The organism is Prosthecobacter debontii (genome assembly GCF_900167535.1).
Lineage (GTDB): Bacteria > Verrucomicrobiota > Verrucomicrobiia > Verrucomicrobiales > Verrucomicrobiaceae > Prosthecobacter > Prosthecobacter debontii.
Genome location: NZ_FUYE01000001.1, coordinates 224828 through 247289 on the forward strand (window position 1 = coordinate 224828; position 22462 = coordinate 247289).

Consider the following 22462-nt stretch of genomic DNA (forward strand, 5'->3'; position numbering starts at 1 on the left):
GCGATAACAACGGCGCTTGTGAAGCCCATTTACGCACCGGGCACTATCGGGAATGCACATGGTGGAAAGTGCCTGAAGGTGACATTTCGATTGCCAAGGCTCCCAGGCTAAAGAGAATCGGCCCGCGTCGTTTTTTTCCGACCCACCTTTAACCTCACGAACCTGAACCTACCGACCTCCTATGGGCAGACCCGTCACTCTCTTCACCGGCCAGTGGGCCGACCTCTCTTTTGACACCATGCTGCAGAAGGGCAAGGCCTTTGGTTACGATGGCCTGGAACTCGCCTGCTGGGGCGATCACTTCGAAGTCGCCAAAGCTGACCAAGCTTATTGTGATGCCAAGCGCGCTGCGCTGAAGGACGCTGGCATGCAGTGCCACGCCATCTCCACCCACCTCGTCGGCCAGGCTGTTTGCGATAACATCGACCCACGCCACGCTCAGATCCTGCCTCCTCACATCTATGGCGATGGCGATCCTGAAGGTGTGCGCCAGCGTGCCGCTGAGGAAATCATCAAGACCGCTCATGCCGCCAAGCGTTTCGGTGTGAGCGTGGTGAATGGTTTCACCGGCAGCTCCATCTGGCACCTCGTGTATTCCTTCCCACCGAACCTGCCTGGCCAGATCGACGCGGGTTATGCCGACTTTGCCAAACGCTGGACGCCGATCTTCGATGAGTTCCAGAAACTGGGCGTGAAGTTCGCTCTCGAAGTTCACCCCACCGAGATCGCTTTCGACATCGCCAGTGCGGAGCGTGCGCTCCAGGCCGTGGATTACCACCCTGCCTTCGGCTTCAACTACGACCCAAGCCACTTCGGCTACCAGGGCGTGGACTACGTGAAGTTCATCTACAAGTTCAGCGACCGCATTTTCCACGTGCACATGAAGGACGTGGCCTGGAACCTGGGCGTGGACGCTGGCGTCTTCGGTGGTCACACCGACTTCCACCGCCCGAACCGCTTCTGGGACTTCAAGTCCGTGGGCCGTGGCAACATCAACTTCGAGAAGATCATCCGCGCTCTCAACGACATCAGCTATGCCGGCCCGCTGAGCGTGGAATGGGAAGATGGCGCGATGGACCGCGAATTCGGTGCCACCGAGTCCGCCGCCTTCGTCAAGAAACTCGACTTCCCACCTTCGAAGATCATCTTCGACGCGCAGTTCGCTGAGAACAGCAAGTGATCTGACGACCTGATGCTTCAGTTTGGAACCTGGAAGGTGCCCTGTGCTTTCCAGGTTTTTTATGCCCATCATTTCTTCAGCTCCGCAATCGAGGCCACCATGATGCGGGCGAAGATGTAGTTTTGCAGGGGGCGTTTGCGCAGGGATTCCACCTGCCGAGCCCAGGCCTGTTCGAGCTCAGCGACAGCTTGAGGGGTCTGGTCATGGACTGCCTTGGTAATGCTGACGACCATGGCATCAATGTCGCGGCGGATCTGGATTTCGTCCACACCGCCTTTGAAGCGCTGATTGATTTCCTGAGCCAGCTTTTTGGCTTCCTCTTTCTTGCCTTGGCAAAGCAAGGAGAACAGGCGCGCATACTCCATGTAAGAGACCCAGTTGCGCCGCTGCCCATCCTCGGAAAAGCGGGTCGCCTCCGGCCACTTCTGCATGATTGAGCAGGCCATGGAGAGCTTGTAGGTATCAAAGGTGTATTTGGGGAATTGCTTCTTCATTTCGTCTTGGCGGCTGATGGCAAAGCTGACTCGTGCAGCCGCCTCGAGTTGCTGATTCAAAGCCATGTAACAGGCGGCGGCATCCAGGATGGCCTCGATCTCGCTACCCTCCATGCTAGCCTCTTGGGCACGCTTTTGGTTATCTGAGAAAAGCTGGGCAGCCTGAGCATAGTTCCGCAAACCAAACTCCGCAGCCCCCAGGGCACGATAATACGGATACACATCTCGTGGGTTGTTCGAGGCTGGCAAATAGGGCTGCACCTCGGCCAGAGTGGCTTTGGCTCCTGCGAAGTCACCGCGATCCGATTGACTCTCCGCATAGTCCGTGCCGATCTCAAAGAGCTTGGCTGTGTCGCCTGACAAATGCGCCTTCGCGGCGGTGTAAGCCTGCTGCTGCCAATCCGCCGCACGTTCATAGCTCAAGGCATACCCTCGCAGCTTGCCCATTTCACTCATCGCATAGATCGTCGGCTCGGAGTTTTCGCCGTAAAAGCTGATGGCATTGTAGAGCGCGTATTGTTCCTGGGCGCTGGCCATCTGCTCCTGGCCACTGAGCAGGAGGTGACGGTTAAAGTGGGCGGAGCGCATGGCAAAATCGCGCATCTTTGACCGCAGGAACGGACGGAACAATCCTACTCCCTGTGTGCGCACGCCGGAGCCCAGATGCAGGCCGGTGAGATACCAGCCCCCTGCCCTCTGTCGGGATAGGAAAGCGGCTCCCACTCCCTTTTCAGGCAACTTCACGCCGAGGGCTCGCGGTGAAAACGCAAACCCTTGGTTAGTCGCATAAGCCGAACCACTATCATCCAGCACCTCCATGGCTGAGGGTTGTAGCCGTGCTTTTTTCCAAAATGGATTGTCTTTAAAGGAAATCTCCACCCCCGATGTCGGCAAGGTCACAGGGGCTGACGCTCCTGGAATATCGAATTCCGAAATGTCCTTCATGTTGGCGACCACGAAGCTCTTGAGATCATCGCCAAACCAAAAGATCACCACGCCACCGTTGTTGTAATCCACCCGAATGGCTCCAGGCTCCAAAAGCGAAATGTTGATCAGGCCCCCGGTAATCTTTCCATCCTGGCCGAGCAGCTCGATCTTCTCCGGCCCAAATCGCAGGCGCTGGTAGCTGTTGAAGGAGCATTCCCAGTCCACCCCTTTCAGGGCCGCCCAAAAGTTCTCGGGGCTTTGCAGAGCTTCTGAGACCTGAGCCTTGGCCTCAGACCAAGCATTGAGCAGTATTAAGAAGGAGGCAACAAATGGAGACAGCCAGGTTTTCATCGTCGGGGAGACCTGCATTTTGGATCAGGAAGGACAGAAATAAAAGATTGCCGGATGGGGGTCAATCCTGAAACCTTAAGCGATCACCAATCTGCACGGAACGATTATGAACGAAAAGACGGAAAATGCGGATCTTGCCGGAGCTGAGTTTATCAATACCAACCTCAGCGATGCTAAATTTGAAGATGTCAATCTGGGCGGCGCTCAGTTTAAAGATGTCAGCCTCATTGGGGCTCTCTTTGAGGATGTCGCCCTCACGGCGGCTACGATCCGCAACGCCAACTGCACCGATCTCACGCTCGAAGACGCCAACTATGAGGGCATGCGCATTGACGGCATCCTGGTGACCGACCTCCTCCGAGTCTATGCAGCCCACTCCGAGCCGACGGAGTGAGGAGAACTTCACACACCCATTGATCTTAGGCTCAGGTTGGCTACTGGGTAACGATGGTCCCACCCCGCAAGTTTGTTCCCCACCCGTTCACGTATCATCAGGAGCTCGATGTCCGGATTGAGAATCTGACGAACGAAGGCAGTGGTGTCGCACGCGTGGATGGCTGGGTCGTTTTTGTGCCCTTTGCACTGCCGGGGGAAAAGGTGCGCTGCCGAGTGTATCGCAATCACAAGAACTATAGCAATGCGGATCTCGTCGAGGTGCTGGAACCGTCCGCGGACCGTGTGCAGCCCCAATGCACGCTGTTTGGCACCTGTGGCGGCTGCCAATATCAGCACCTGGATTATGCCCGACAGACCGAATGGAAGCGGCGGCAGGTGGAGGAACTGCTCAAGCACATGGCAAAGATCGAACATCCGGTGGAGCCTGTCATCGCCTCCCCGCAGCAGTATGGCTACCGGTCCAAGATCACGCCTCATTTCCACAAACCGAAAGGCGGTGAGATCGGAGCCATAGGTTTCCTCCGTGCGGGCACGCGCAGTGCCATGGTGGACGTGGAGCACTGCCCAATCGCCATGCCAGCACTCAATGAAGAACTGGCCGCGGTGAGAGCGCAAGCACGGGCGAATCAGGACGCTTTTAAAAACGGAGCCACCCTGCTCATGCGTGCCGCCGTGAATGGCGTGCTGACCAAGGCCGATCAAATTGCCATCGAACAAGTGGGCGATGTGAAATTTGAATTTCAAGCCGGCGATTTCTTCCAGAACAATCCCTTCATCCTGCCCGAATTCGTCGGTTATGCTGTGGCAGAGGCCCGCGCTTCTGGCGCACGTTTCCTCGTCGATGCCTACTGTGGCAGCGGTCTGTTCGGCATCAGTGCCGCCCGTGATTTCGAGGAAGTACTGGGTGTGGAGCTGTCTGAAAGCGCCGTGCGCAAGGCCGCCCACAATGCCGAGATCAACGGCCTGACCAACTGCAAGTTCCTGGCTGCCGATGCCCGGGAGATCTTCAAAGAAGTGCCTCATGCCGGTCAAGAAACGGTGGTCATCATCGACCCCCCACGTGCCGGATGCAGCGAGGAGTTCCTGCAGCAGCTCTTCGCCTTCGATCCGAAGCGCGTGGTTTACATCTCCTGCAACCCTGCCACTCAGATGCGGGATCTGAATCTATTCACCGAGGCGGGTTACAAGCTCGGCAAGGTACAACCCTTCGACCTGTTCCCCCAGACCAAGCACCTGGAATGCGTGATGACGCTGAGCCGGGAGTCGTGACACGAAAGTGGGATGTATCGGTAATCGGAGGGCGGTTTTCTCAAAGATCGTCCAATAGAAGAGGCGAGCCCCTATGGGCCGTTCTGTTTTCTGGCACGGCTTCATCAATGAGCCCATCGAGCCCTTTCAAGCCCAACGGGCTTGTGTCTTTCAGCCCGGGGTTGTTACAACCCCGGGTCTCAGAATGAAGATCCTCATAACCAAGAGAGAAGCCTGAAGGGCTTCCGTCCATGGTCGTGAAGAAGACACAAACATGAAATCGTTCATCAACCGTGGGCAGAACCCAGTTGGGGTTCTCCGCCGACAGATGTGCATTGCTCGAACCACCCAGGGTTCAAAGAACCCTGGGCTCGATGACACAAACCCTTTGGATTTGATGAATCGCGAAGAGCCGAGGTGCCATCCAGGGCACAGCCGAAATATTCCAGAGCTTCAGCTCTTCAAGAGTCTGTTCTGGACTAACCGGCATCTGCACCAACATCGCAAACCCAGTGTCCCAAACCTCACTGTGGTCCGAGCGCTTCCACGATGACTTTGACGTTGTGGGTCAGCATCGTCTCGAAGGTATGTGCATCCTTGGAGGTGCCATCGGCGACGAGGGGACGACCGGTTTTCACGCCGGTGCCACGCACGATTTCAGTGAGCACCTTGGGGTTGGCCTGGTCTTCAGGAAAGACGGCTTTGATTTTGTAATCGCGGATGGCCTGGATCGTCTGGGCGATGTATTGGGCCGAGATGTCATCGCTGCGGCCAATGCCCAGCATCGGGATGGTCTTGAAGCCATACTCCTTGCAGAAGTAGCCAAAGGCGGCGTGGGCGGTGACCAACTTGCGATCCCCGCGGGGAATGCGGGCGATCTCCTTCTGCGCCCAGCTCTTGAGCTGCATGAATTTTTCTCCTGCGGCCTTGGCGCCTGCTTCATAGGTAGCGGCATTCGCAGGGTCCACTTCACTCAGTTCCGCAGCGACTACCCGTGCGGCACGGCGCATGTTTTCCGCACTGTGCCACCAGTGCGGGTCGATGCCGCTCTTGGCATGGGCTGGGCAACAGACAAAAATTTCCTGCTTGGGATCCAGCAGAAGTGACGGGATGGTTCGCCCCACCTCCACGACTTTCACCTCACCACCCACACTATCCCGCAGCTTGTCGAGGTAAGTTTCCAAATGCTTACCGCAGGCCAGGATGATCGGGGCTCCTTTCATCGCCGCGATGTCGCGGGCGGAAGGTTCGAAATGATGCACATCTCCACCGGGTTTCATGATCTCGATCACTTCCACATGAGCACCGCCGACTTGGCGTGTCACATCGGCCAGGATGGGGTGCAGTGTGGCGACTTTGACGGCCGCTTCAGCACTGAGGCTAAAGGCGAGAAGGCTGAGGAGTGAGACCAGAAATTTCATGGCAGAGGCAAGGCGAGGGGCGTCCCGAACTCAGGACGCCCTTTGGGTTTAATAACGATGGTGGAAAAGAAATTGTTGTCTCCGAGATTAGCGAACTTCAGGACCACCCCAGTTGAAGCTCACCTGAGCCCACACGGCGTGGTCGGTGCCACGTTCGTTGGAGTTGTCGTAGTTATATTGCAGGCGAAAGCGCAGCGTGCGGGCATCATTGGCATACCAGGTGACGCCGGGGCTGACTCGGAAACGGGAGTCTTGAGCGGTGTCCGCATTGCCGGCCACATACTCACCACGCAGACCGAGTTCGAGATTATTGCCCAGACCGTAGAGGACGCTCAGGTAGGCACCGAAGTCCTGCTGGGCCTCAGGATCACGGCCTTCCACGAGTTCATCCTCCACCTTGTAGTCGTTGAACATCGCCTCGGAACGCACGCGGAGATAACGACCACCGGGATCGAACCCGTTTTCACGCCACTGATACTCGGCATGCACTCCATAGACGCTGGTGCGGTAGCCGGAAAGGTTTTCACCCCAGGCCCCGGAGATACCGGCGCGGTATTGGTGGAAGTCGTTGTAGTTGTAAACGTTCGTCCAGTTCGCCACGATCAGCGTCTCATCCTCGGCAAAGACGGCTTCCTCAGCGGCATAACGTGCTGCGCCTTCTTCCTCATGGCCGTGACCATGATCATCCTCATTTTTGGGAGCGACGCCCAGAGCCAAGTCAAACTGCGACGTCCAGGGTAAGGGTGCCACCCAGGTGATCTCTGCCCCGATGGTCGTCATGGAGTCTTCCCCCAGCATGCGGGTGTTCACCAAATATTGGTCGACCCAGTCAAAGCCATGCGGGTGATAGGTGTTCTGGATGCCGAACCGATTGTAAACGCGGCCACCGCGAAGCTCGAAACCGCCGGGCAGGTTTTTAAACTTCCAAAACACTTCCTCAAAGATCGGGTCAATGCGGCTATCCGCAACGGCACCGGCATACGTGATGAAGAATTCATTGTGATCATCCAACCGACCCGAGAGCCCGAACTCCACATTCTGGAAAGTGACGGCATCCCGCTGCTCAGGATCGTGGTGGCCCGTCCGCAGTTCCCCCTGATCAATGGACGAGGTGCCAAACGCCGCATCCAAATGAATGTGCGGGAAGATCTTCCCCGCCAGACTGACGTCCATTCCCGTCAACCAATCGGCCTTACCATCCATCGGTAGCACCACAGGAGCCGACATTGCGGTAAAGGTGGAGTATTCGTAACGCTGTTGCTGCTGAGCGGCGAACTGCGTGGAGGTCTGGGCACCAGCCATCCAGGGGAAAACCAGGCAAGAGGAAACAACAAGTCGGAGAAGAGAAGCCGGGGAGCTCATGCTAGTAAAAAGCAATATAGTTGCATTAACATCAACTCATTTTCACAACTTTTTTGCATTAACAAAAAGCCCCCTCCAGGTGGAGAGGGCTAGCCCGGGGGGAATTGGTGGGAAAACGGGAATCGATCAGGCTTTCAGCTTTGCCGTGATCTGGGCGACGTGCTTGCCCTGGAAACGGGCCAGCGACAATTCCTTCCCACTGGGTTGGCGGGAACCATCCGCACCAGCAATCGTCCCGGCACCGTAGGGACTGCCGCCGCGCACTTCACTGATATCGGTCAACTCAGGAGCCGAATAAGGCAGACCCACATAAACCATGCCGTGATGCAACAAGGTCGGGATGAACGTGAGGATGGTGGATTCGTTACCACCGCCCGTGCCCGTGCTGGTGAAAATGCTGCCCACTTTACCAATCAAGGCCCCTTTAACCCACAGGCCACCGGTTTGATCCAGGAAGCTGCGCATCTGGGCCGCCATGTTGCCAAAGCGAGTCGGGGTGCCGAAGATGATGCCATCGTAGTCCGCAAGTTCTGCCGCAGTGGCTTCAGGGAAACCGTGATCGAGCTTGCCACCCATCTTTTGGATCACTTCCTCAGAAAGTGTCTCGGGGACGCGTTTGACGGAGACTTCGACACCATCGACGGAGGAAGCGCCTTCAGCGATGGCCTTGGCCATGGTTTCGATGTGGCCGTAGGTGGAGTAGTAGAGAACGAGGATCTTGGACATGGTCTTGAAAAGTTAGAGTTGCTTGACGGTTCGATTCTGCCCCCGCATTCGCGCCTCCACCAATGCCATTGAGTCAGTCTGAGACTGATCTTTGAGCATACCCTTCCACTTGCGAAGTGGCGCTTTTCCGCCAAAGAACCTCATTCCGGGACACTCTGTGCTATATCTCCACCGTCATGCCGATCACCCGCATCTACCTCATCCGCCACGGGGCCACGATTCTGACCGCAGAGGACCGCTTCGCCGGGGCCACCAATGTGCCCCTCTCCGATGAAGGACGTGCCCAAGCCGGGGGCCTTGCCGAACGGCTCAGCGCCTACTCAGTGGGTGCCGTTTACGCCTCACCCATGGACCGCACCATGGAAACCGCGCGCATCCTGGCCTCCCCCCATGGCCTGGAGGTGCAGCCGCGTGATGGCCTGCGCGAGATCTCCCACGGTCATTGGGAACAAATGACACGGCAGGAAGTCGAGCACGCCTTTCCCAAAGAAGCCGCTGCCTGGGATGAAGATCCCTACACCTACGCACCAGAAGGTGGCGAAAGCGGTCTCGCCGTGACGGCGCGTGCTCTGCCCGTGCTGGTGGACATCGTGCGCCATCACGAAGGTCAGTCCGTCATCGTCGTCTCCCACAAAGCCACCATTCGCCTTTTGCTCAGCTCCTTGTTAGGCTTCGATCCGCGCCGTTATCGCGATAACCTGGATCAAGACCCTGCCGCCTTGAACATCGTGGACTTCAAAGATCCTGTGCGGGCGCGTTTGATCCTTTTCAATGACACGTCCCACTATGCCGAGGCCCGCCTGAGAAAACCGGAGGCCCCCGAAGCTCGTCTCTCCAAGTGGTGGACACATTGACACCTACCTAACCCAAACCTTTTCATCATGAATATCGCCATCGGATCCGACCACGCCGGGTTTCGCTACAAAGAGGCCATCATCGAACACCTGAAAAGCACAGGCCACGAGGTGACCGACTTCGGCACCTATTCCGACGCATCCACGGATTACCCGAAATTCATCCGTCCTGTCGCGGAGGCGGTCGCAGCAGGTAAGTTCGAGCGCGGCATCGTCCTGGGTGGCTCAGGCAATGGCGAAGCCATCGCCGCCAATCGTGTCAAAGGCATCCGCTGTGGTCTCTGCTGGAATCTGGAATCCGCACGTCTCACCCGCCTGCACAATGACGCCAACGTTTTGTCCCTCGGTGAACGCATGATGGATCTGCCCACCGCCCTGCAAATCGTGGATGTCTTTCTGTGCACCCCCTTCGAAGGTGGACGCCACCTCGCTCGCATTCAGCAGTTGGATGAATAGCATGACTCCCGAACTCCTGCGCGAGACGGAGCAGTATCTGCATCAGCAGATCCCGCTGACCCAAGCCATGGGCGTGCGTCTGGAAATGGAAGGTGCGCGACTCGTCGTCACCGCGCCTCTGGAGCCAAATCACAATCACTTGGGCACCGCCTTCGGGGGAAGCCTCAGCGCCATCGCCACGCTGGCAGGTTACGTGCAGCTCTGGCTCATGCTGGAGGACCGCACCGCTCATGTGGTGGTGCGTGAAAGCCACATCCACTATCGTGTGCCGGTGCGCCATGGCATCCGCGCCATCTGCCACCCCCCTGACGCCACCTTATTGGCGGGCTTCCGTCACCACTTCGAGCAAAAGGGCAAGGCCCGCCTGCAACTGACGGTCGCGGTCGAGGATAACGGGCAAACTTGCGTCGAGTTCACCGGAGAGTTCGTGGCGATCCGTGGATGATTCGTGGATGATTCGTGGGCCGGATGTGTTCGGCGAAATCCAGCTTGATCGAGAGAAAGTCACTTCGCCTGGGTTGCACCAAACCCAGCTGGCCGATGAGATCTTGATCTCGGCTAACGCCAAATCGTCTTTTTGGAGAGAGGTGTTATACTGTAAGCATGAGCAGAAGTTCGTCCAGAATTTGCCAACGACCCTCTGTTTCTAGAGGCGCTCAGAGAAGGTTTGGAAATCCAAGAGCGCTTCTCCGCTGAACCTGTTTACGCCAAAACTGGCAAAGGTTACCTGAAGAGTGTCGGCGTGGAGGAACTGCAAAAGCTGAAAGCCCCAGAAGCGAAGAAATCCAAATGAGGTGATGAAATGAAGGCGGCTTGGTTGGCTCCTTACACACGGGTCTTTTTCACTGCGCAGAATAAGGTGTTATGCCAGACGAAGAACGCTCTTCATAAGCCAACATCAGATGGTCATGACGTGACTCAGGCATTGTGGGAGCGAGAGCACACCCAAATTATGAATCTTGAGGATGCCATTAACCTCTGCCGTCGCTGCCACCGCCTCGCCTCCTTTTGCTTTTACAATGGCAACACCTTTGCTGCCATTGCTCGCTCATTGATCCAGAAGCCGATGTGTCCCAAGCCCAAGCCGCAGTGCTACGCAGTTTAGCTGGACATATCGTCGCAGGCGTGGCGAGTGATGAGGAAGTGCAGGCTTGTTGAGCCTTTTGCCAATCTGGCCTGTGTGAATGACGGTAGGCCGGATGTGTTTGGCGGAATACAGCCTGATACATGGAACGTCTGTTCGTCGAACTATCCGGCTTCATTGGGTGTGCGAGGTCCTTTCCATGAACGAAGTCCCTAACGCCGGATCGTTTGGCGAAGATGATCCATCTCGTTGCGATATGGGTTGCGCCAAACACATCCGGCCTACGTTCAGCGAATCACCGCCGCAGAGCCCCGCCAGGGTGTTCTCCAGTTAAGTTTCCATCCCGAATGACGGGCATGCCATCCACCAGCACATCGTTGAAACCCTGGGCATAATGATGGGGATCATCGAACTGAGAGGTATCCTGCACCTGATCAGGATCGAAGATCACCAGATCTGCCCAATAACCAATCTTCAAGGCGCCTCGATTTTTCAGACCGAAGGTTTCCGCAGGTAGGGAGGTCATGCGCTGAATGGCCTCCTCCAGCGACAACACTTTTTGTTCGCGTACATATCGAGCCAAAACCCGCGCATTGTTGCCATAGCTGCGTGGGTGCGGCACGTCTTCACCGAGCAAACGCGGACCACCATCGCTGGCGATCATGGTAAGGGGATGCTTCAGAAACACTTTCAAATCCTCTTCATTCATGCCGTGAAACACACCACTGCCGCCGCCACGCTTTTCGATCTCCAACAGGAGTTCGATTTGATCCTCCAAGGCATCTGAACCCCGCAGCTTTTTCGCAGCTTGGGGAATCGTCAGGCCATTGAGTGAGGGATCATCCGCGAAACGTGCAATGACCGCATAGCTGTAATCCCTGCGTCCGCTGCGGCTGAGGATTTCCTTCATGCCCTGGATGATCTCCGCCTTCCGAATCGGCTCCTTCAGACGCGCGGCGAAGTCGGCTCGGGTGCCCTCCAAGGCTTCATCGGGGATCGTCTGTCGAAGGCCCGTGCTGGAGGCCGTGTAGGCATATTGATCGTGCGTGATGCGCAGCCCTTCTGCACGGGCTTTGTCGAGATAAGCGAGAACCTCCGGCGCACGTCCCCAGGCACTCGGCCCTGAGAGTTTGATGTGGGAGAGCTCGGTTTTCACCTTGGCCTCCCGAGCGATGCATGTGAGCTCGTCCAGGGCGGTGAAAATGCGGCTGGTTTCATAGCGCATGTGGCTAGAATAAATCCCGTCATGAGCAGCCACCACTTTAGCCAGCGTGACGATTTCCTCCGTCTTGGCAAAGGAACCCGGCACATAGATCAAACCCGTGCTCATGCCCAGAGCCCCATCCCGCATGGCCTGATCCACGAGCTTTTTCATCGCTTCCAGTTGGGCGGCATCCGGTGCACGGATGAACTTCCCACCCATCCCCTGCTCTCGCACCGCGCCATGGCCGATCAACGTCGCCACATGCAAACTCACCTTGGCTTGATCGATCTCGCGAAAGAACGCGCTCACATCGGTCCGTGACATGCCGCAGTTTCCCGTAACGATGGTGGTCACGCCCATGCGCAGAAAATTCTCGGCCACAGGCAACTCGCAGATTTTCTCGGAGTGCGTGTGCACATCGATAAAACCCGGAGCCACCACTTTCCCCTGAACATTGAGCTCCTGCTTGGCCTTTCCCTTCACCTCACCGAGAGCTGTAATCTTACCCCCGTGGATGCCGATATCGCCCAACCACGAGGCCTGCCCGCTGCCATCGACAATGCGAGCCTGGCGAATGATCACATCGAACGGAATGGTGGTTTCCTGAGCCCATCCGAGGCTGCATGAGATCATGCAGCCGAAGGTCACGCTACGAAGCCAAGCCATGATCGTCATCGCCCAAGCTTTTACAGGAAGGCGTTACTTTTTCCCACCTTTTTCGCGGATCATCTTCGCCAAATAGCGGGCGGTTTCATCACCGATCACATGATAACCTGCCAGATTGGGGTGTCGATCGCCAAACCAGCCGGGTAATTTGCCGAGCTGGGCATCGAGTTGGTTGTCCATCACCATCACATCCTGTTTGGGGGCTTTTCCAAAGACAAAGGATTTCACCAACTCGTGATACTGCTCCGGCACCTTACTCAGGGCATACCGACGATAGTTCAGCATGTTTTCTCCCTTCCTCAGCTCCTGGGCATAACGTGGGTAGATGTCGAAAAGCGGCAGCTTCTCATCTCGGGCCACCTGTCGATTCAGCGCGTTGATCTGTGCACTCTTTTCCGCATCCATGTAGGGGATAACGGTCATCACGATGAGGGTCGCCGCTGGGTGATCTTTGCGCAAACGCGCGATGAGTTCGCTGTAGTCCTTGGGATAGTTTTCGGTAAAGTTCTCGCGCCGAGCATAGTCATTGAGACCGTAACGAATGAAGATGTAATCGACGCCGGGTTTCTTGGCGATCTCCCGATCATAGCGCCCTGTATCGAGAAGACGCCGCACATACTCGCCACTCAAGCCGAGGTTAATGACGTTGGTCGGCGGCAGGTCTTTTTCAGCAGCAAGAAGGATACGCACCACATCCTCCAAATGCGGTCCCTGCGGACGCATGAGACGCGGCATGCTTCCCTCAGTGCTACTATCGCCCACCAATAAAATTTGCAGCTTGCCCTCATGCTCGGCGTGAGCAGGCAGCACGGCCGTGAGGCATGCCATGGCGAGAAAGGCCAAACGGCTCCGAGTGGTGGTCGTGAACCAGGTATTCATAAAGGAGATCATCATCGATTAAGCGTCCAGCTTCCAAGGCGCACGCATCGGGCGCAGCAGCATGGCATTGGCAGTGTCTTGTTGTGGGAAGGTTTCCGTAACCGGATCGAATGTTAGGCCATGGCCGACTTTCGCGGCAATCGCGCCCATGTGGCAGATCGTCGCCGCCCGTTGAGCGATCTCCGCTGGAGCCGCCACCTCGCCGCGTGAGTAGATGGCATCAACGAAGTTGCGATGATGGTTCTTCGACACATAGAGCCGCACATCTCCATCCTTCATTTTGGTGCGGAGGATGTTGATATCACTGGCCTTCAGCATCTCGGATTCGGAGAAGACCCAGCCCTCGCTGCCAATAAACTTCGTGCCGTAAGTGGCTTTATCATCGGTGGTGAAGAGCGTCATCTTCACGCCATTGGCATAGCGATACTGGATGCGATACTGCTCAGGCGCATCGTAGAGGCCCTGCGTGCGTTTCTTCACCTGAAGCGCCTCGACTTCCACAGGTGCGGTATCGTCCATGCCTGCGCCCCATTGCGCTACATCCACAAAGTGAGCCCCCCAATCGGTGATGTAACCCGGCGCATATTCATCGATCCAGCGGAAGTTAAAATGACAACGCGCGGCGGTGTAAGGCCGCTCCGGCGCACTGCCTAGCCACATGGCATAGTCCAGGTGGGGAGGCACGGGTTCAGGTCCTTCCATACCGGTGTACCCCCCACGAATGGCAAAGGTGCCGGGCACGCCAACTTCGATCTCCTTCAGCTCACCGATGTAACCGTTGCGCACCAGTTCACAGGCCATGCGCACCTTTAGGCCTGAGCGTCGCCAGGTGCCACATTGCAGGATCCGTTGATGCTCCTTCACCGCTTGGCAGATGGCGCGGCCTTCGACGATGCTCGCACCGAGGGGCTTTTCAGAAAACAGATCTTTCCCAGCCTTGGCTGCAGCGATGGCCACATTGGCATGCCAATGATCCGGCGTGGCATTCATCACGGCATCCACATCGGTTCGGGCCAAGACATCGCGAAAGTCCTTGTAGCCGTCTTTGGCAGTCAGCCCCGCCATTTGCAAAGCCTTGTCGCGATGTTGATCATCCACATCACAGATGGCCACCACTTGCACGCGCTCATCTGCTAGAAAGGAGCGCAGATTGGCCGTGCCTTGGCCACCAGTGCCAATGCAGGCGAGGCGGATCTTGCTGTTCGGCGAGACGGCACCAGCTCTTCCGAGCACCGAGACTGGCAGGATCAGAGGAACAGTGGATTTGAGAAACTGACGGCGAGACAGGGCTGTGTTTCCAGGCATGGGACACCAACGTTCTTTGGGGCCAGCTTTGATTGGCCTGTTTCTGACGGTTTCTGATACGTTTTCGCCATTCACCCCTCAGAAAGTTCATTTTTTCTTCCTCGCCTTAACCTTTTCTAAAGGTTGGCGGTTCAGAGTGCGGATGGGAGCAGACCTCTGCACCACCCCTTTCATGAAACTCTCCAATCCCCCCCGGAGCCTCATTGGCCTGTCAGGCATCGCCCTGACTGTGCTGATGGGGGCCTGCACCTCCCTCAAGCGTGAGCAGAGCGAGCTCGCGGTTCCAGGACGCTGGCAAGGGCGCGCTTCATCCACCGTGCCTTTGGATACCACCAGCCTTCCGAAATGGTGGCAGCGCTTCAATGATCCCGTGCTGAATCAGATCATCGCAGAGGCGCTTCAATCCAGTCCCGACGTGCGCACCGCACTTGCACGGGTGGATGAATACAAGGCCCGCCGTGGGGTGACCAAGTCCAACCTTTTCCCCACCGTCAGTGCCGGGTTTACTGGGCGTGCGTCTCGAACCGACAACCGCCAGACGAACCTCATCACCAATAGCGATAGCTACAGCACCTCGCTGGACGCCAGTTGGGAATTGGATCTCTTCGGCAAACTGCGCCAGAACTTCAAGGCGTCCTCGGCTGATCTGGCCCAGGTGACTGAAGATCATTACGGTGCCCAAGTCACCCTCGCCGCCGCTGTGGCCGAAGCCTATGTGGACCTGCGCACGGCGGAATCTCAGCTCGCCGTGTATGAAAGGAATCTCGCCACCCGTGGAGAGACCGTGCAACTGACGCGCTGGCGTGAGCAAGCCGGTGAAGGCAACAGCCTGGAAACGCAGCAAGCGGTGAGCACCCTGGAACAGGCACGCGCCACCATCCCAACGCTCAAACAAACGATTGAACAAACACGCAATCAACTGGCCTTGCTCGCTGGCAAAACCCCAGGCGCGCTGAATGCCCAGTTGATGAAACGACAGAAGGTCCCACAACCCCCCAGCGTGCTAGCCATCGGCATCCCTGCCGAGACTCTCCGCCAACGCCCGGATGTGCGGGCGGCTGAGCGAGGCATCGAAGCCGCCGTAGCGCGGGTCAAATCGGCAGAGGCCGAGCGTTACCCCACCTTGACGCTCAGTGGCTCTCTCGGCCTGGATGCACTGAAGTCGGGCAGTTTCTTTTCACCCGAAGTCGCCGCTGCCAATGCGGCGGGCAGCCTCGCCGCTCCGATCTTCAACGCCAGTCGCATCCGCCAAACCATCAACATCCAGAGCGCTCAAGAAAAGCAGGTGGTCATCGCCTATGAATCCACGGTGCTTCAGGCCTTGAACGAAGTCGAGAATGCGCTGATTGCCATCAATCGCACCAATGAACGCCTGCAGACTCTCAATGGTGCTGTAGCCTCGGCTCGGGAAGCCGCTACCCTGGCGGCTCAGAGTTATGAGGCTGGTCAAGTGGACCTCTTGGATGTGCTGGATGCTCAACGCACCCTGCTCAGCCTGGAGGAGCAGCAGACCCTGACTCAAGGCAGCCGCACCACGGCTCACATTCAACTCTACAAAGCCCTCGGCGGCGGCTGGTCGAAACAAGGCTGAACCTTCTCCCCCAACACGTATGGAATCAACAACCTCAACTTCACCCGAAGATCTGGGCAAGCTCATTGGAGCCCAAAAAGGATCATCCTCCGCCCGCTGGATCACGTGGCTGATTGTCGTGAGTGTGCTCGCAGGTCTCGGCTATTTTGGCTGGACCAAGTTTAACACACCTACCACCCCACTCGTCAGCTATGCGACCGAGCCGCTGGCACGTGGCGACATCAGCCTCACCATCACTGCCACCGGCAACCTGGAGCCCACCAATGAAGTCACCATTGGCAGTGTGCTTTCAGGCAATGCCGATGAGGTTTTTGTGGATATCAACGACCGTGTCAAGAAAGGCCAGGAACTCGCCAAGATCACCATCCGCCGCCTCGAGCAAGACACGGACAATAGCCGTGCAGCTCTGAACTCTGCCCGTGCGAAGGTGAAGCAAGTGGAGGCCACTCTGGCCGAGAATGAAGCGAGTCTGGCGCGCCTGCAGGAGCTGCATAAACTCAGTGGCGGCAAGACCCCGTCCAAGGCCGATATGGTCACCGCCCAGGCCTCCGTCGCCCGCGCCCAGGCCGACCTCGGCAGCGCGAAAGCTTCGGTGGAACAAGCCGAGGCAGAACTGCGAGCCAATGAGAGCGACCAAGCCAACGCCATCCTGCGTTCACCCATTGATGGCATCGTGCTCACGCGCTCGTTGGAACCCGGTCAAACCGTGGCGGCCAGCTTCACGGCACCTGAGCTGTTCGTCATCGCGGAAAACCTTGAACACATGAAGCTCAAAGTGGCTGTGGCAGAAGCAGACATCGGTCGAGTCCAAGCCGACCAACAGGCTACCTTCAGTGTCGATGCCTGGCCTGATCGTTCTTATGAAGCCAAGGTCACACGCGTTTCATTTGGCTCTGCCATTACCGATAACGTGGTCACCTATGAAACCGAATTGGAGGTGTCTAACAAAGACTTGAGCCTACGTCCCGGAATGACCGCCACAGCCGACATCCATGTCGCTAAAAGTGATGACGTGCTCATCGTTCCCACCTCAGCTCTCCGTTTCAATCCTTCCGCAGCCTCCAGCTCGCACTCGGGTTTTGGCGGCATGGGTGGAGGTGGTGGTGGCGGTGAAAAGAAATCCTTCGTGCAGAGCCTGATCCCTAGCCCGCGTCGGTCACGAAGTGGACCTCGTTCCTCTGAAGATGAAAAGCGTCCTGGCTCCGCAAAGGGAAAACATGCAGGCCACTCTCAGATCTGGATTCTACGAAATGGCAAGCCCGAGGCCGTGCCTGTCAAGACGGGCCTCTCTGATGGCCGCTATGTCGAAGTCTCGGGTGAAGGTCTGGAGGAAGGCATGGCCGTCATCACCCGCACCAACAGCATCGTCAAGCCATGAATGCTGCCGCCACCAAGCCCCTCATCTCGCTACATGACCTGACCAAAACCTATGGTAAAGGTGATGCCGCCTTCCAGGCTCTGCGCGGTGTGGATCTGACCATTGATCGGGGGGAGTTTGTGGCTGTCATGGGGCCCAGCGGATCCGGCAAATCCACACTGATGAATTTGTTAGGCTGCTTGGATACACCCACCACAGGGCAATACCTGTATCAAAACATTCCGGTGGAAACTCTGGATTCCGAACAGCGCTCCCTGCTTCGTCGTCATGCCCTGGGTTTTATTTTCCAGGGCTTCAATCTCCTGGCACGCACTAGCGCGCTGGAGAATGTCGAGCTGCCCTTGCTCTACCGAGGTATTTCCAAAAAGGAGCGGAGGGAGCGCGCCATCGAAGCGCTCAGGTCCGTCGGGCTGCCCACCAAACTGCGTAACACACCCGCCGAACTCTCAGGCGGCCAGCAGCAGCGTGTGGCCATCGCTCGTGCCGTCGTGACGGAACCTAGCACTCTGTTCGCTGACGAACCCACCGGTAATCTCGATACCTCCACCACAGCGGAGATCATGGAACTGCTCACACGTCTCAATGAAGATCGCGGCATCACCGTCGTCATGGTCACCCACGAAGATGAAGTCGCGGCTTATGCCAAACGCACCGTGCGAGTGAAGGACGGCCTCATTGAGTCCGATATTCGCCGCACCTAACCATCAATTTGCTCTTTCGTATGCTTTGGAATGCTTTCACCATCGCTCTCCGCGAAATACGGCGAAACCTCACCCGTGCCTTTTTGACGGTGCTCGGCATCATCATCGGGGTCGCCGCCGTGATCACCATGGTCACGCTTGGCCAAGGCACCACTCAGGCGGTGAAAAACCAAATCTCCAATCTCGGCACCAATCTCCTCACGCTCCGTCCCGGCACCGGCTTTGGCCCGCGCACGGCTGGGGTTCCCAATTTCACCCAAAGAGATGCCGATGCTGTCCGAGATCAGATCACCGGGCTGGCTGCCGTCGCTCCGGTGATGTCGGCAAGCCTCAGCACCATCTACTTCCAAAACGCCCGCACCACCCAGATCACAGGCACGACACCGGAATACTTCAACATCAGCAAATGGAGCATCGGTGAAGGACGTTTCTTCACCGAAGAAGACTATCGCACCGGAGCGGCCGTCTGCGTGATCGGCACCACGGTTCAAAAAGAGTTGTTTGAAGGTGATGACGCCCTGGGGAAAAAGATCCGTCTGGGCAAAGCCTCCTGCACTGTGATTGGCATTCTAGTCTCCAAGGGACAATCCTTTGGAGGTGACCAAGATGATACGGTCGTCGTGCCACTGACCACGCTCCAACGTCGCCTGGTCGGCAAGACCTCGGCACAAGACGTCCGGGAGATCATGATGTCTGCCGAAGATGGAGCCGATACGGATGCCGTGATCAATGACATCACCTCGCTGATGCGGCAGCGTCGTTCACTGCAAGCGAATGAAAATGACAACTTCTCCATCCGCGACACCCGTCAGTTGGCCGAGACGCTGAGTGCCTCCACTCAGATGATGACCAGCCTGCTCGCAGCCGTGGCAGGGGTCAGTCTCCTCGTCGGCGGCATCGGCATCATGAACATTATGCTGGTGTCCGTCACGGAACGCACCCGCGAGATTGGAATCCGTCTGGCCATCGGAGCACGGGCCCGTGAGGTCCTGCTCCAGTTCCTCGTGGAAGCGGTGACACTCTCGTCCATTGGCGGAGTCATTGGCATTTCATTGGCCCTGGGACTGTGCATTTTTCTGGCACAGCTCATCGACGTGCCGTTTATGTTTGATGCACGTATCAACATCATCGCCTTCTTTTTCTCCACAGCCGTCGGCATCATTTTTGGATTCACTCCGGCTCGCCGTGCGGCCAAGCTGGACCCGATCGAAGCCCTACGTCACGAATAAACCGCTCATGTCATGAGAGTCCTCCTGGTCGAAGACGATCCTCACCTGATACGTAGCCTTGCCGCCACTCTGCGGGAAGAAAACTATGCTGTGGATGAGGCTCAGGACGGCGAGGACGGTCTCTTCAAAGCCCAGACCGAAAACTACGATGCGATCATCCTGGATGTGATGCTGCCTCACCTGAATGGATGGCAAGTCCTGGAGCGATTAAGACCCGCTCGAAAAACCCCCGTGCTCATGCTTACCGCTCGGGATGCGGTGCGAGATCGCATCAAAGGCCTCGACACAGGGGCCGATGATTATCTGACCAAGCCCTTCGATATCGACGAACTGCTCGCCCGATTGCGTGCGCTGATACGGCGTGCGGCGGGTCAAACCCATTCCATCATCGAGATCAGCGAGCTCACCCTGGACACGGCGGCTCGCACCGTCCGGCTCAGTGGCCAAGAAGTCGCCCTCACGGCTAGAGAATACGCCCTGCTCGAATACCTAGCCCTCCATCGCGGCCAAGTGGTCAGTCGCACGACCCTGTATGAGCATCTCTTCGATGAAGATGACTCGTCCCTTTCCAATCTGCTGGATGTGCATGTCTCCAATCTGCGCAAGAAGCTCGGCCCTGACATCATCACCACCCGGCGTGGCCATGGCTACAGCATGACCTAACTAGAAATGATTAAAACACTTCTCCAATCCCTCCGCTGGCGGCTCCAGGTTTGGCATGGGCTGCTGCTTTTGGTCGTTATTGCAGCGTCATTTGGCCCGGGGTATCACTTTGCGTTGGAGAATCAAATGCAGCGGATTGATCGTGAACTCGGCCGCATGGAGCGCGGCTTGATCCGTTCACTCATGGATGTGATTCAAGGCATCCCCAGTCCCGAAGCCCGACACGATCAGCCTTTCTTATCTTTCCCTGAATTCGTCCAAAAGCTCATCGCTCAAAAAGTCGCTCCACCTGAAGCCACGGCGACTCAGTTTCAAGGAACCGAACCCGGGTATGCCTACTACAGCATTCGCGACCAAGACGATAACATCATCCTGCAATCGGAGAATGCCCCGGCTGATCTCAAGTTCCTGCCCATCCCTGCCACGGATGTGAGCGAAGAGGCCCGTAGCATCGACAATCGCCGTGAAAACCTGCGCAGCACAGCCCATGGACTGAAGATCGTCGTGGGCCGTGACATCACTCCTGAACTTCAAGAAATGCGCACCATGGCTTGGTTGCATTTGCTCATCGGGCTCGGTGTTTGGATCTTGGCACTGCTGGGTGATTGGTGGTTATCCGGACGCGCCATTCGCCCTATCCAAGCGATCAGTCAAACCGCCACGCGAATCGCCGATGGCAATCTTGAGGCGCGGATCGACATCACCGAGACTGACAGCGAACTCGGGCAACTCAGTCAAGTGCTCAACCAAACCTTCGAGCGATTGCATGCCTCCTTCGAAAGACAGCGTCAATTCACTGCGGATGCTTCCCATGAGTTACGCACGCCTATCACCATCCTGCTTTCGGAGACGCAACGCATCCTCAAGCGTGAACGCAGCTCTGAGGAATATCGTGAGGTGCTCGAAACCTGCGCTTTCACCGCTCAGCGCATGCGCCGCCTCGTCGAGGCCTTGCTGCTCCTCGCCCGACAAGAAAACGATGGCGTTAGGACGCATCACGAATCCTGCGATCTCGCGGTGATCCTGCATGAAGTCATCCAGCAGCTGACGCCTTTAGCTCGTGAACGCGGTCATCACATCGTCTCCAGTCTCGTCTCCGTTCCCCTCAGGGCAGATCCCGCAGGACTGGCCATTCTAGCCAGCAATCTCATCAGTAATGCCCTGCAACATGGGGGTAAAGTCGAAGTCAGTTGCAGCCGAGAAGGTGACACGGCGATGTTCACGGTCAGTGACGATGGACCAGGGATTGCGGAAACCGATCTGCCTCACATTTTTGATCGTTTCTATCGAGCAGACCAAGCACGCACCAGCACCTCAGGCCATACCGGCCTCGGACTTTCCATCGCCAAAGCGATCGTTGATAAACACGGTGGCAGCATTCAGGCAGTCAATCTACCGCAGGGTGCAAGCTTCGAAGTCAAACTACCGCGTCATCTGACGGAATTGCAGGATGAAGCTCTGGCTTAGACTAAAGATAATCGCAGTGGATTTCGGCCTCGCCCCTTTCTAACGATGGCATCAATGCCCACGGATCATCGCGACTGGTATGACACTCCGCTTTATTACGACATCATCTTCGATGGAGACACGCCTCGTGAAGCGGCATTCCTTGAGGAAGTCTGGGCCTGCTACGGGCCACGCAGCCGCACTCGGAAACTCCTAGAGCCTGCCTGTGGCAGTGGCCGCCTCGTGCTCGAGATGGCTCGACGTGGCTGGAAAGTTTCGGGCTTCGATGGCAATGAACGCATGCTGCAATTCGCTCGTGAACGATTGAGCAAAGAGGGCCTGCAAGCCCTGTTGTGGAGTGATTGGATGCAGAGCTTTCACCTGCCTAAAACGGAGCCGTATGACTTGGCGCATTGTCTCGTGAGCACTTTCAAATACCTGCTTACCGAAGCGGATGCGGTGGCCTTTCTGCAACGTATCGCGGCTTGCTTAAAGCCTGGGGGTGTCTTTGCTCTCGGCCTGCATTTGAGCGACTACTCGAAGGGGAAGGAAGAACACGAGCGCTGGGTGGCTCAGCGCGATGACATCCATGTCGTCTGCAACACCCACACTTGGGCCCCCAACCGCAAGACACGGCTGGAGGACTTGCGCACCCGATTGAAGATCACCCATGCCGGGCGTTCCCACTTGCAAGAAACTCGCTGGCAGTTCCGCACCTACGACGCACGCCAAGTCAAAGCCCTGCTGGGCCAAGTGCCCGAATTGCATCTGGCCGCCTGCTACGACTTCACCTACAACATCCACGAGCCGCGAGAGCTGGATGACAGCTATGCCGACATCGTGCTGATCCTTGTTCGTGAGTAAAACGGAAGTTTTGCATCAACGAGCGTACAACACATCA

The 22462-nt window shown here is 57.0% G+C and carries 22 protein-coding genes; 15 read left to right on the forward strand and 7 right to left on the reverse strand.

Annotation, left to right across the window (positions count from 1 at the left end; genetic code table 11):
- Positions 1-181 precede the first annotated feature (181 nt).
- Complete coding sequence (locus tag B5D61_RS00905; RefSeq protein ID WP_078811417.1) at positions 182-1180, forward strand: sugar phosphate isomerase/epimerase family protein; 999 nt, start codon at positions 182-184, stop codon at positions 1178-1180.
- A 68-nt stretch (positions 1181-1248) separates the two neighbouring features.
- On the opposite strand, the gene B5D61_RS00910 is transcribed toward B5D61_RS00905, so the two are convergent.
- Positions 1249-2952 carry a hypothetical protein gene (locus B5D61_RS00910; RefSeq protein WP_078811418.1) on the reverse strand — a complete coding sequence of 568 codons (1704 nt, stop codon included), beginning with the start codon at positions 2950-2952 and terminating at the stop codon, positions 1249-1251.
- A 106-nt stretch (positions 2953-3058) separates the two neighbouring features.
- On the opposite strand from B5D61_RS00910, the gene B5D61_RS00915 reads away from it, so the two are divergent.
- Positions 3059-3346, forward strand: coding sequence for a pentapeptide repeat-containing protein (locus B5D61_RS00915; protein ID WP_078811419.1), 288 nt, complete (start codon positions 3059-3061; stop codon positions 3344-3346).
- 53 nt (positions 3347-3399) lie between these two features.
- Positions 3400-4617 carry a class I SAM-dependent RNA methyltransferase gene (locus tag B5D61_RS00920; protein WP_078811420.1) on the forward strand — a complete coding sequence of 406 codons (1218 nt, stop codon included), beginning with the start codon at positions 3400-3402 and terminating at the stop codon, positions 4615-4617.
- Positions 4618-5120: 503 nt separating this feature from the next.
- On the opposite strand, the gene B5D61_RS00925 is transcribed toward B5D61_RS00920, so the two are convergent.
- The 3 genes from B5D61_RS00925 to wrbA form a co-directional block, all read right to left on the reverse strand.
- Positions 5121-6017 (reverse strand): metal ABC transporter substrate-binding protein, encoded by an 897-nt coding sequence (locus B5D61_RS00925; RefSeq protein ID WP_078811421.1) that lies wholly within the window; start codon positions 6015-6017, stop codon positions 5121-5123.
- A gap of 87 nt (positions 6018-6104) precedes the next feature.
- A complete protein-coding gene (locus tag B5D61_RS00930) occupies positions 6105-7379 on the reverse strand; it encodes a hypothetical protein (RefSeq protein WP_139372981.1) in 1275 nt (424 codons plus the stop codon).
- A gap of 126 nt (positions 7380-7505) precedes the next feature.
- A complete protein-coding gene (gene wrbA / locus B5D61_RS00935; protein WP_078811423.1) occupies positions 7506-8105 on the reverse strand; it encodes an NAD(P)H:quinone oxidoreductase in 600 nt (199 codons plus the stop codon).
- A 176-nt stretch (positions 8106-8281) separates the two neighbouring features.
- Here wrbA and B5D61_RS00940 point away from each other — a divergent pair, with 176 nt between their 5' ends.
- From B5D61_RS00940 to B5D61_RS26035, 5 genes are all read left to right on the forward strand, one after another.
- Positions 8282-8959 carry a histidine phosphatase family protein gene (locus tag B5D61_RS00940; RefSeq protein ID WP_078811424.1) on the forward strand — a complete coding sequence of 226 codons (678 nt, stop codon included), beginning with the start codon at positions 8282-8284 and terminating at the stop codon, positions 8957-8959.
- Between the two features lie 27 nt (positions 8960-8986).
- A complete protein-coding gene (rpiB, locus tag B5D61_RS00945; protein ID WP_078811425.1) occupies positions 8987-9415 on the forward strand; it encodes a ribose 5-phosphate isomerase B in 429 nt (142 codons plus the stop codon).
- Position 9416: 1 nt separating this feature from the next.
- A complete protein-coding gene (locus tag B5D61_RS00950; RefSeq protein ID WP_078811426.1) occupies positions 9417-9860 on the forward strand; it encodes a YiiD C-terminal domain-containing protein in 444 nt (147 codons plus the stop codon).
- Between the two features lie 222 nt (positions 9861-10082).
- Positions 10083-10208 (forward strand): hypothetical protein, encoded by a 126-nt coding sequence (locus B5D61_RS26935; protein ID WP_281251734.1) that lies wholly within the window; start codon positions 10083-10085, stop codon positions 10206-10208.
- Positions 10209-10367: 159 nt separating this feature from the next.
- The gene (locus B5D61_RS26035; protein WP_176159155.1) at positions 10368-10520 is read left to right on the forward strand and encodes a hypothetical protein; all 153 of its coding nucleotides are present in this window, start codon (positions 10368-10370) and stop codon (positions 10518-10520) included.
- A 274-nt stretch (positions 10521-10794) separates the two neighbouring features.
- On the opposite strand, the gene B5D61_RS00965 is transcribed toward B5D61_RS26035, so the two are convergent.
- The 3 genes from B5D61_RS00965 to B5D61_RS00975 are packed head-to-tail and all read right to left on the reverse strand — an operon-like array spanning position 10795 to position 14553.
- Positions 10795-12369, reverse strand: coding sequence for an N-acyl-D-amino-acid deacylase family protein (locus B5D61_RS00965; RefSeq protein WP_176159156.1), 1575 nt, complete (start codon positions 12367-12369; stop codon positions 10795-10797).
- Positions 12370-12402: 33 nt separating this feature from the next.
- Positions 12403-13248, reverse strand: coding sequence for an SGNH/GDSL hydrolase family protein (locus B5D61_RS00970; RefSeq protein ID WP_217698867.1), 846 nt, complete (start codon positions 13246-13248; stop codon positions 12403-12405).
- 18 nt (positions 13249-13266) lie between these two features.
- The gene (locus tag B5D61_RS00975; RefSeq protein ID WP_078811430.1) at positions 13267-14553 is read right to left on the reverse strand and encodes a Gfo/Idh/MocA family protein; all 1287 of its coding nucleotides are present in this window, start codon (positions 14551-14553) and stop codon (positions 13267-13269) included.
- A 172-nt stretch (positions 14554-14725) separates the two neighbouring features.
- Between B5D61_RS00975 and B5D61_RS00980 the strand changes: the two genes are divergently transcribed.
- From B5D61_RS00980 to B5D61_RS01010, 7 genes are read left to right on the forward strand one after another with little or no spacing between them, the layout of a single operon-like run.
- Positions 14726-16144, forward strand: coding sequence for an efflux transporter outer membrane subunit (locus B5D61_RS00980; protein ID WP_078811712.1), 1419 nt, complete (start codon positions 14726-14728; stop codon positions 16142-16144).
- Positions 16145-16163: 19 nt separating this feature from the next.
- Positions 16164-17522 (forward strand): efflux RND transporter periplasmic adaptor subunit, encoded by a 1359-nt coding sequence (locus tag B5D61_RS00985; RefSeq protein ID WP_078811431.1) that lies wholly within the window; start codon positions 16164-16166, stop codon positions 17520-17522.
- Positions 17519-18223 carry an ABC transporter ATP-binding protein gene (locus B5D61_RS00990; protein WP_078811432.1) on the forward strand — a complete coding sequence of 235 codons (705 nt, stop codon included), beginning with the start codon at positions 17519-17521 and terminating at the stop codon, positions 18221-18223. Before B5D61_RS00985 ends, B5D61_RS00990 begins: the two co-directional genes overlap by 4 nt.
- A 20-nt stretch (positions 18224-18243) precedes the next feature.
- Entirely contained in the window at positions 18244-19452 is a 1209-nt protein-coding gene (locus tag B5D61_RS00995) for an ABC transporter permease (RefSeq protein WP_078811433.1), read from the forward strand.
- A 12-nt stretch (positions 19453-19464) separates the two neighbouring features.
- Positions 19465-20115, forward strand: coding sequence for a response regulator transcription factor (locus B5D61_RS01000; protein ID WP_078811434.1), 651 nt, complete (start codon positions 19465-19467; stop codon positions 20113-20115).
- Between the two features lie 6 nt (positions 20116-20121).
- A complete protein-coding gene (locus B5D61_RS01005; RefSeq protein WP_176159157.1) occupies positions 20122-21582 on the forward strand; it encodes an ATP-binding protein in 1461 nt (486 codons plus the stop codon).
- Between the two features lie 45 nt (positions 21583-21627).
- Positions 21628-22425 (forward strand): class I SAM-dependent methyltransferase, encoded by a 798-nt coding sequence (locus tag B5D61_RS01010; RefSeq protein WP_078811435.1) that lies wholly within the window; start codon positions 21628-21630, stop codon positions 22423-22425.
- Positions 22426-22462 lie beyond the last annotated feature (37 nt).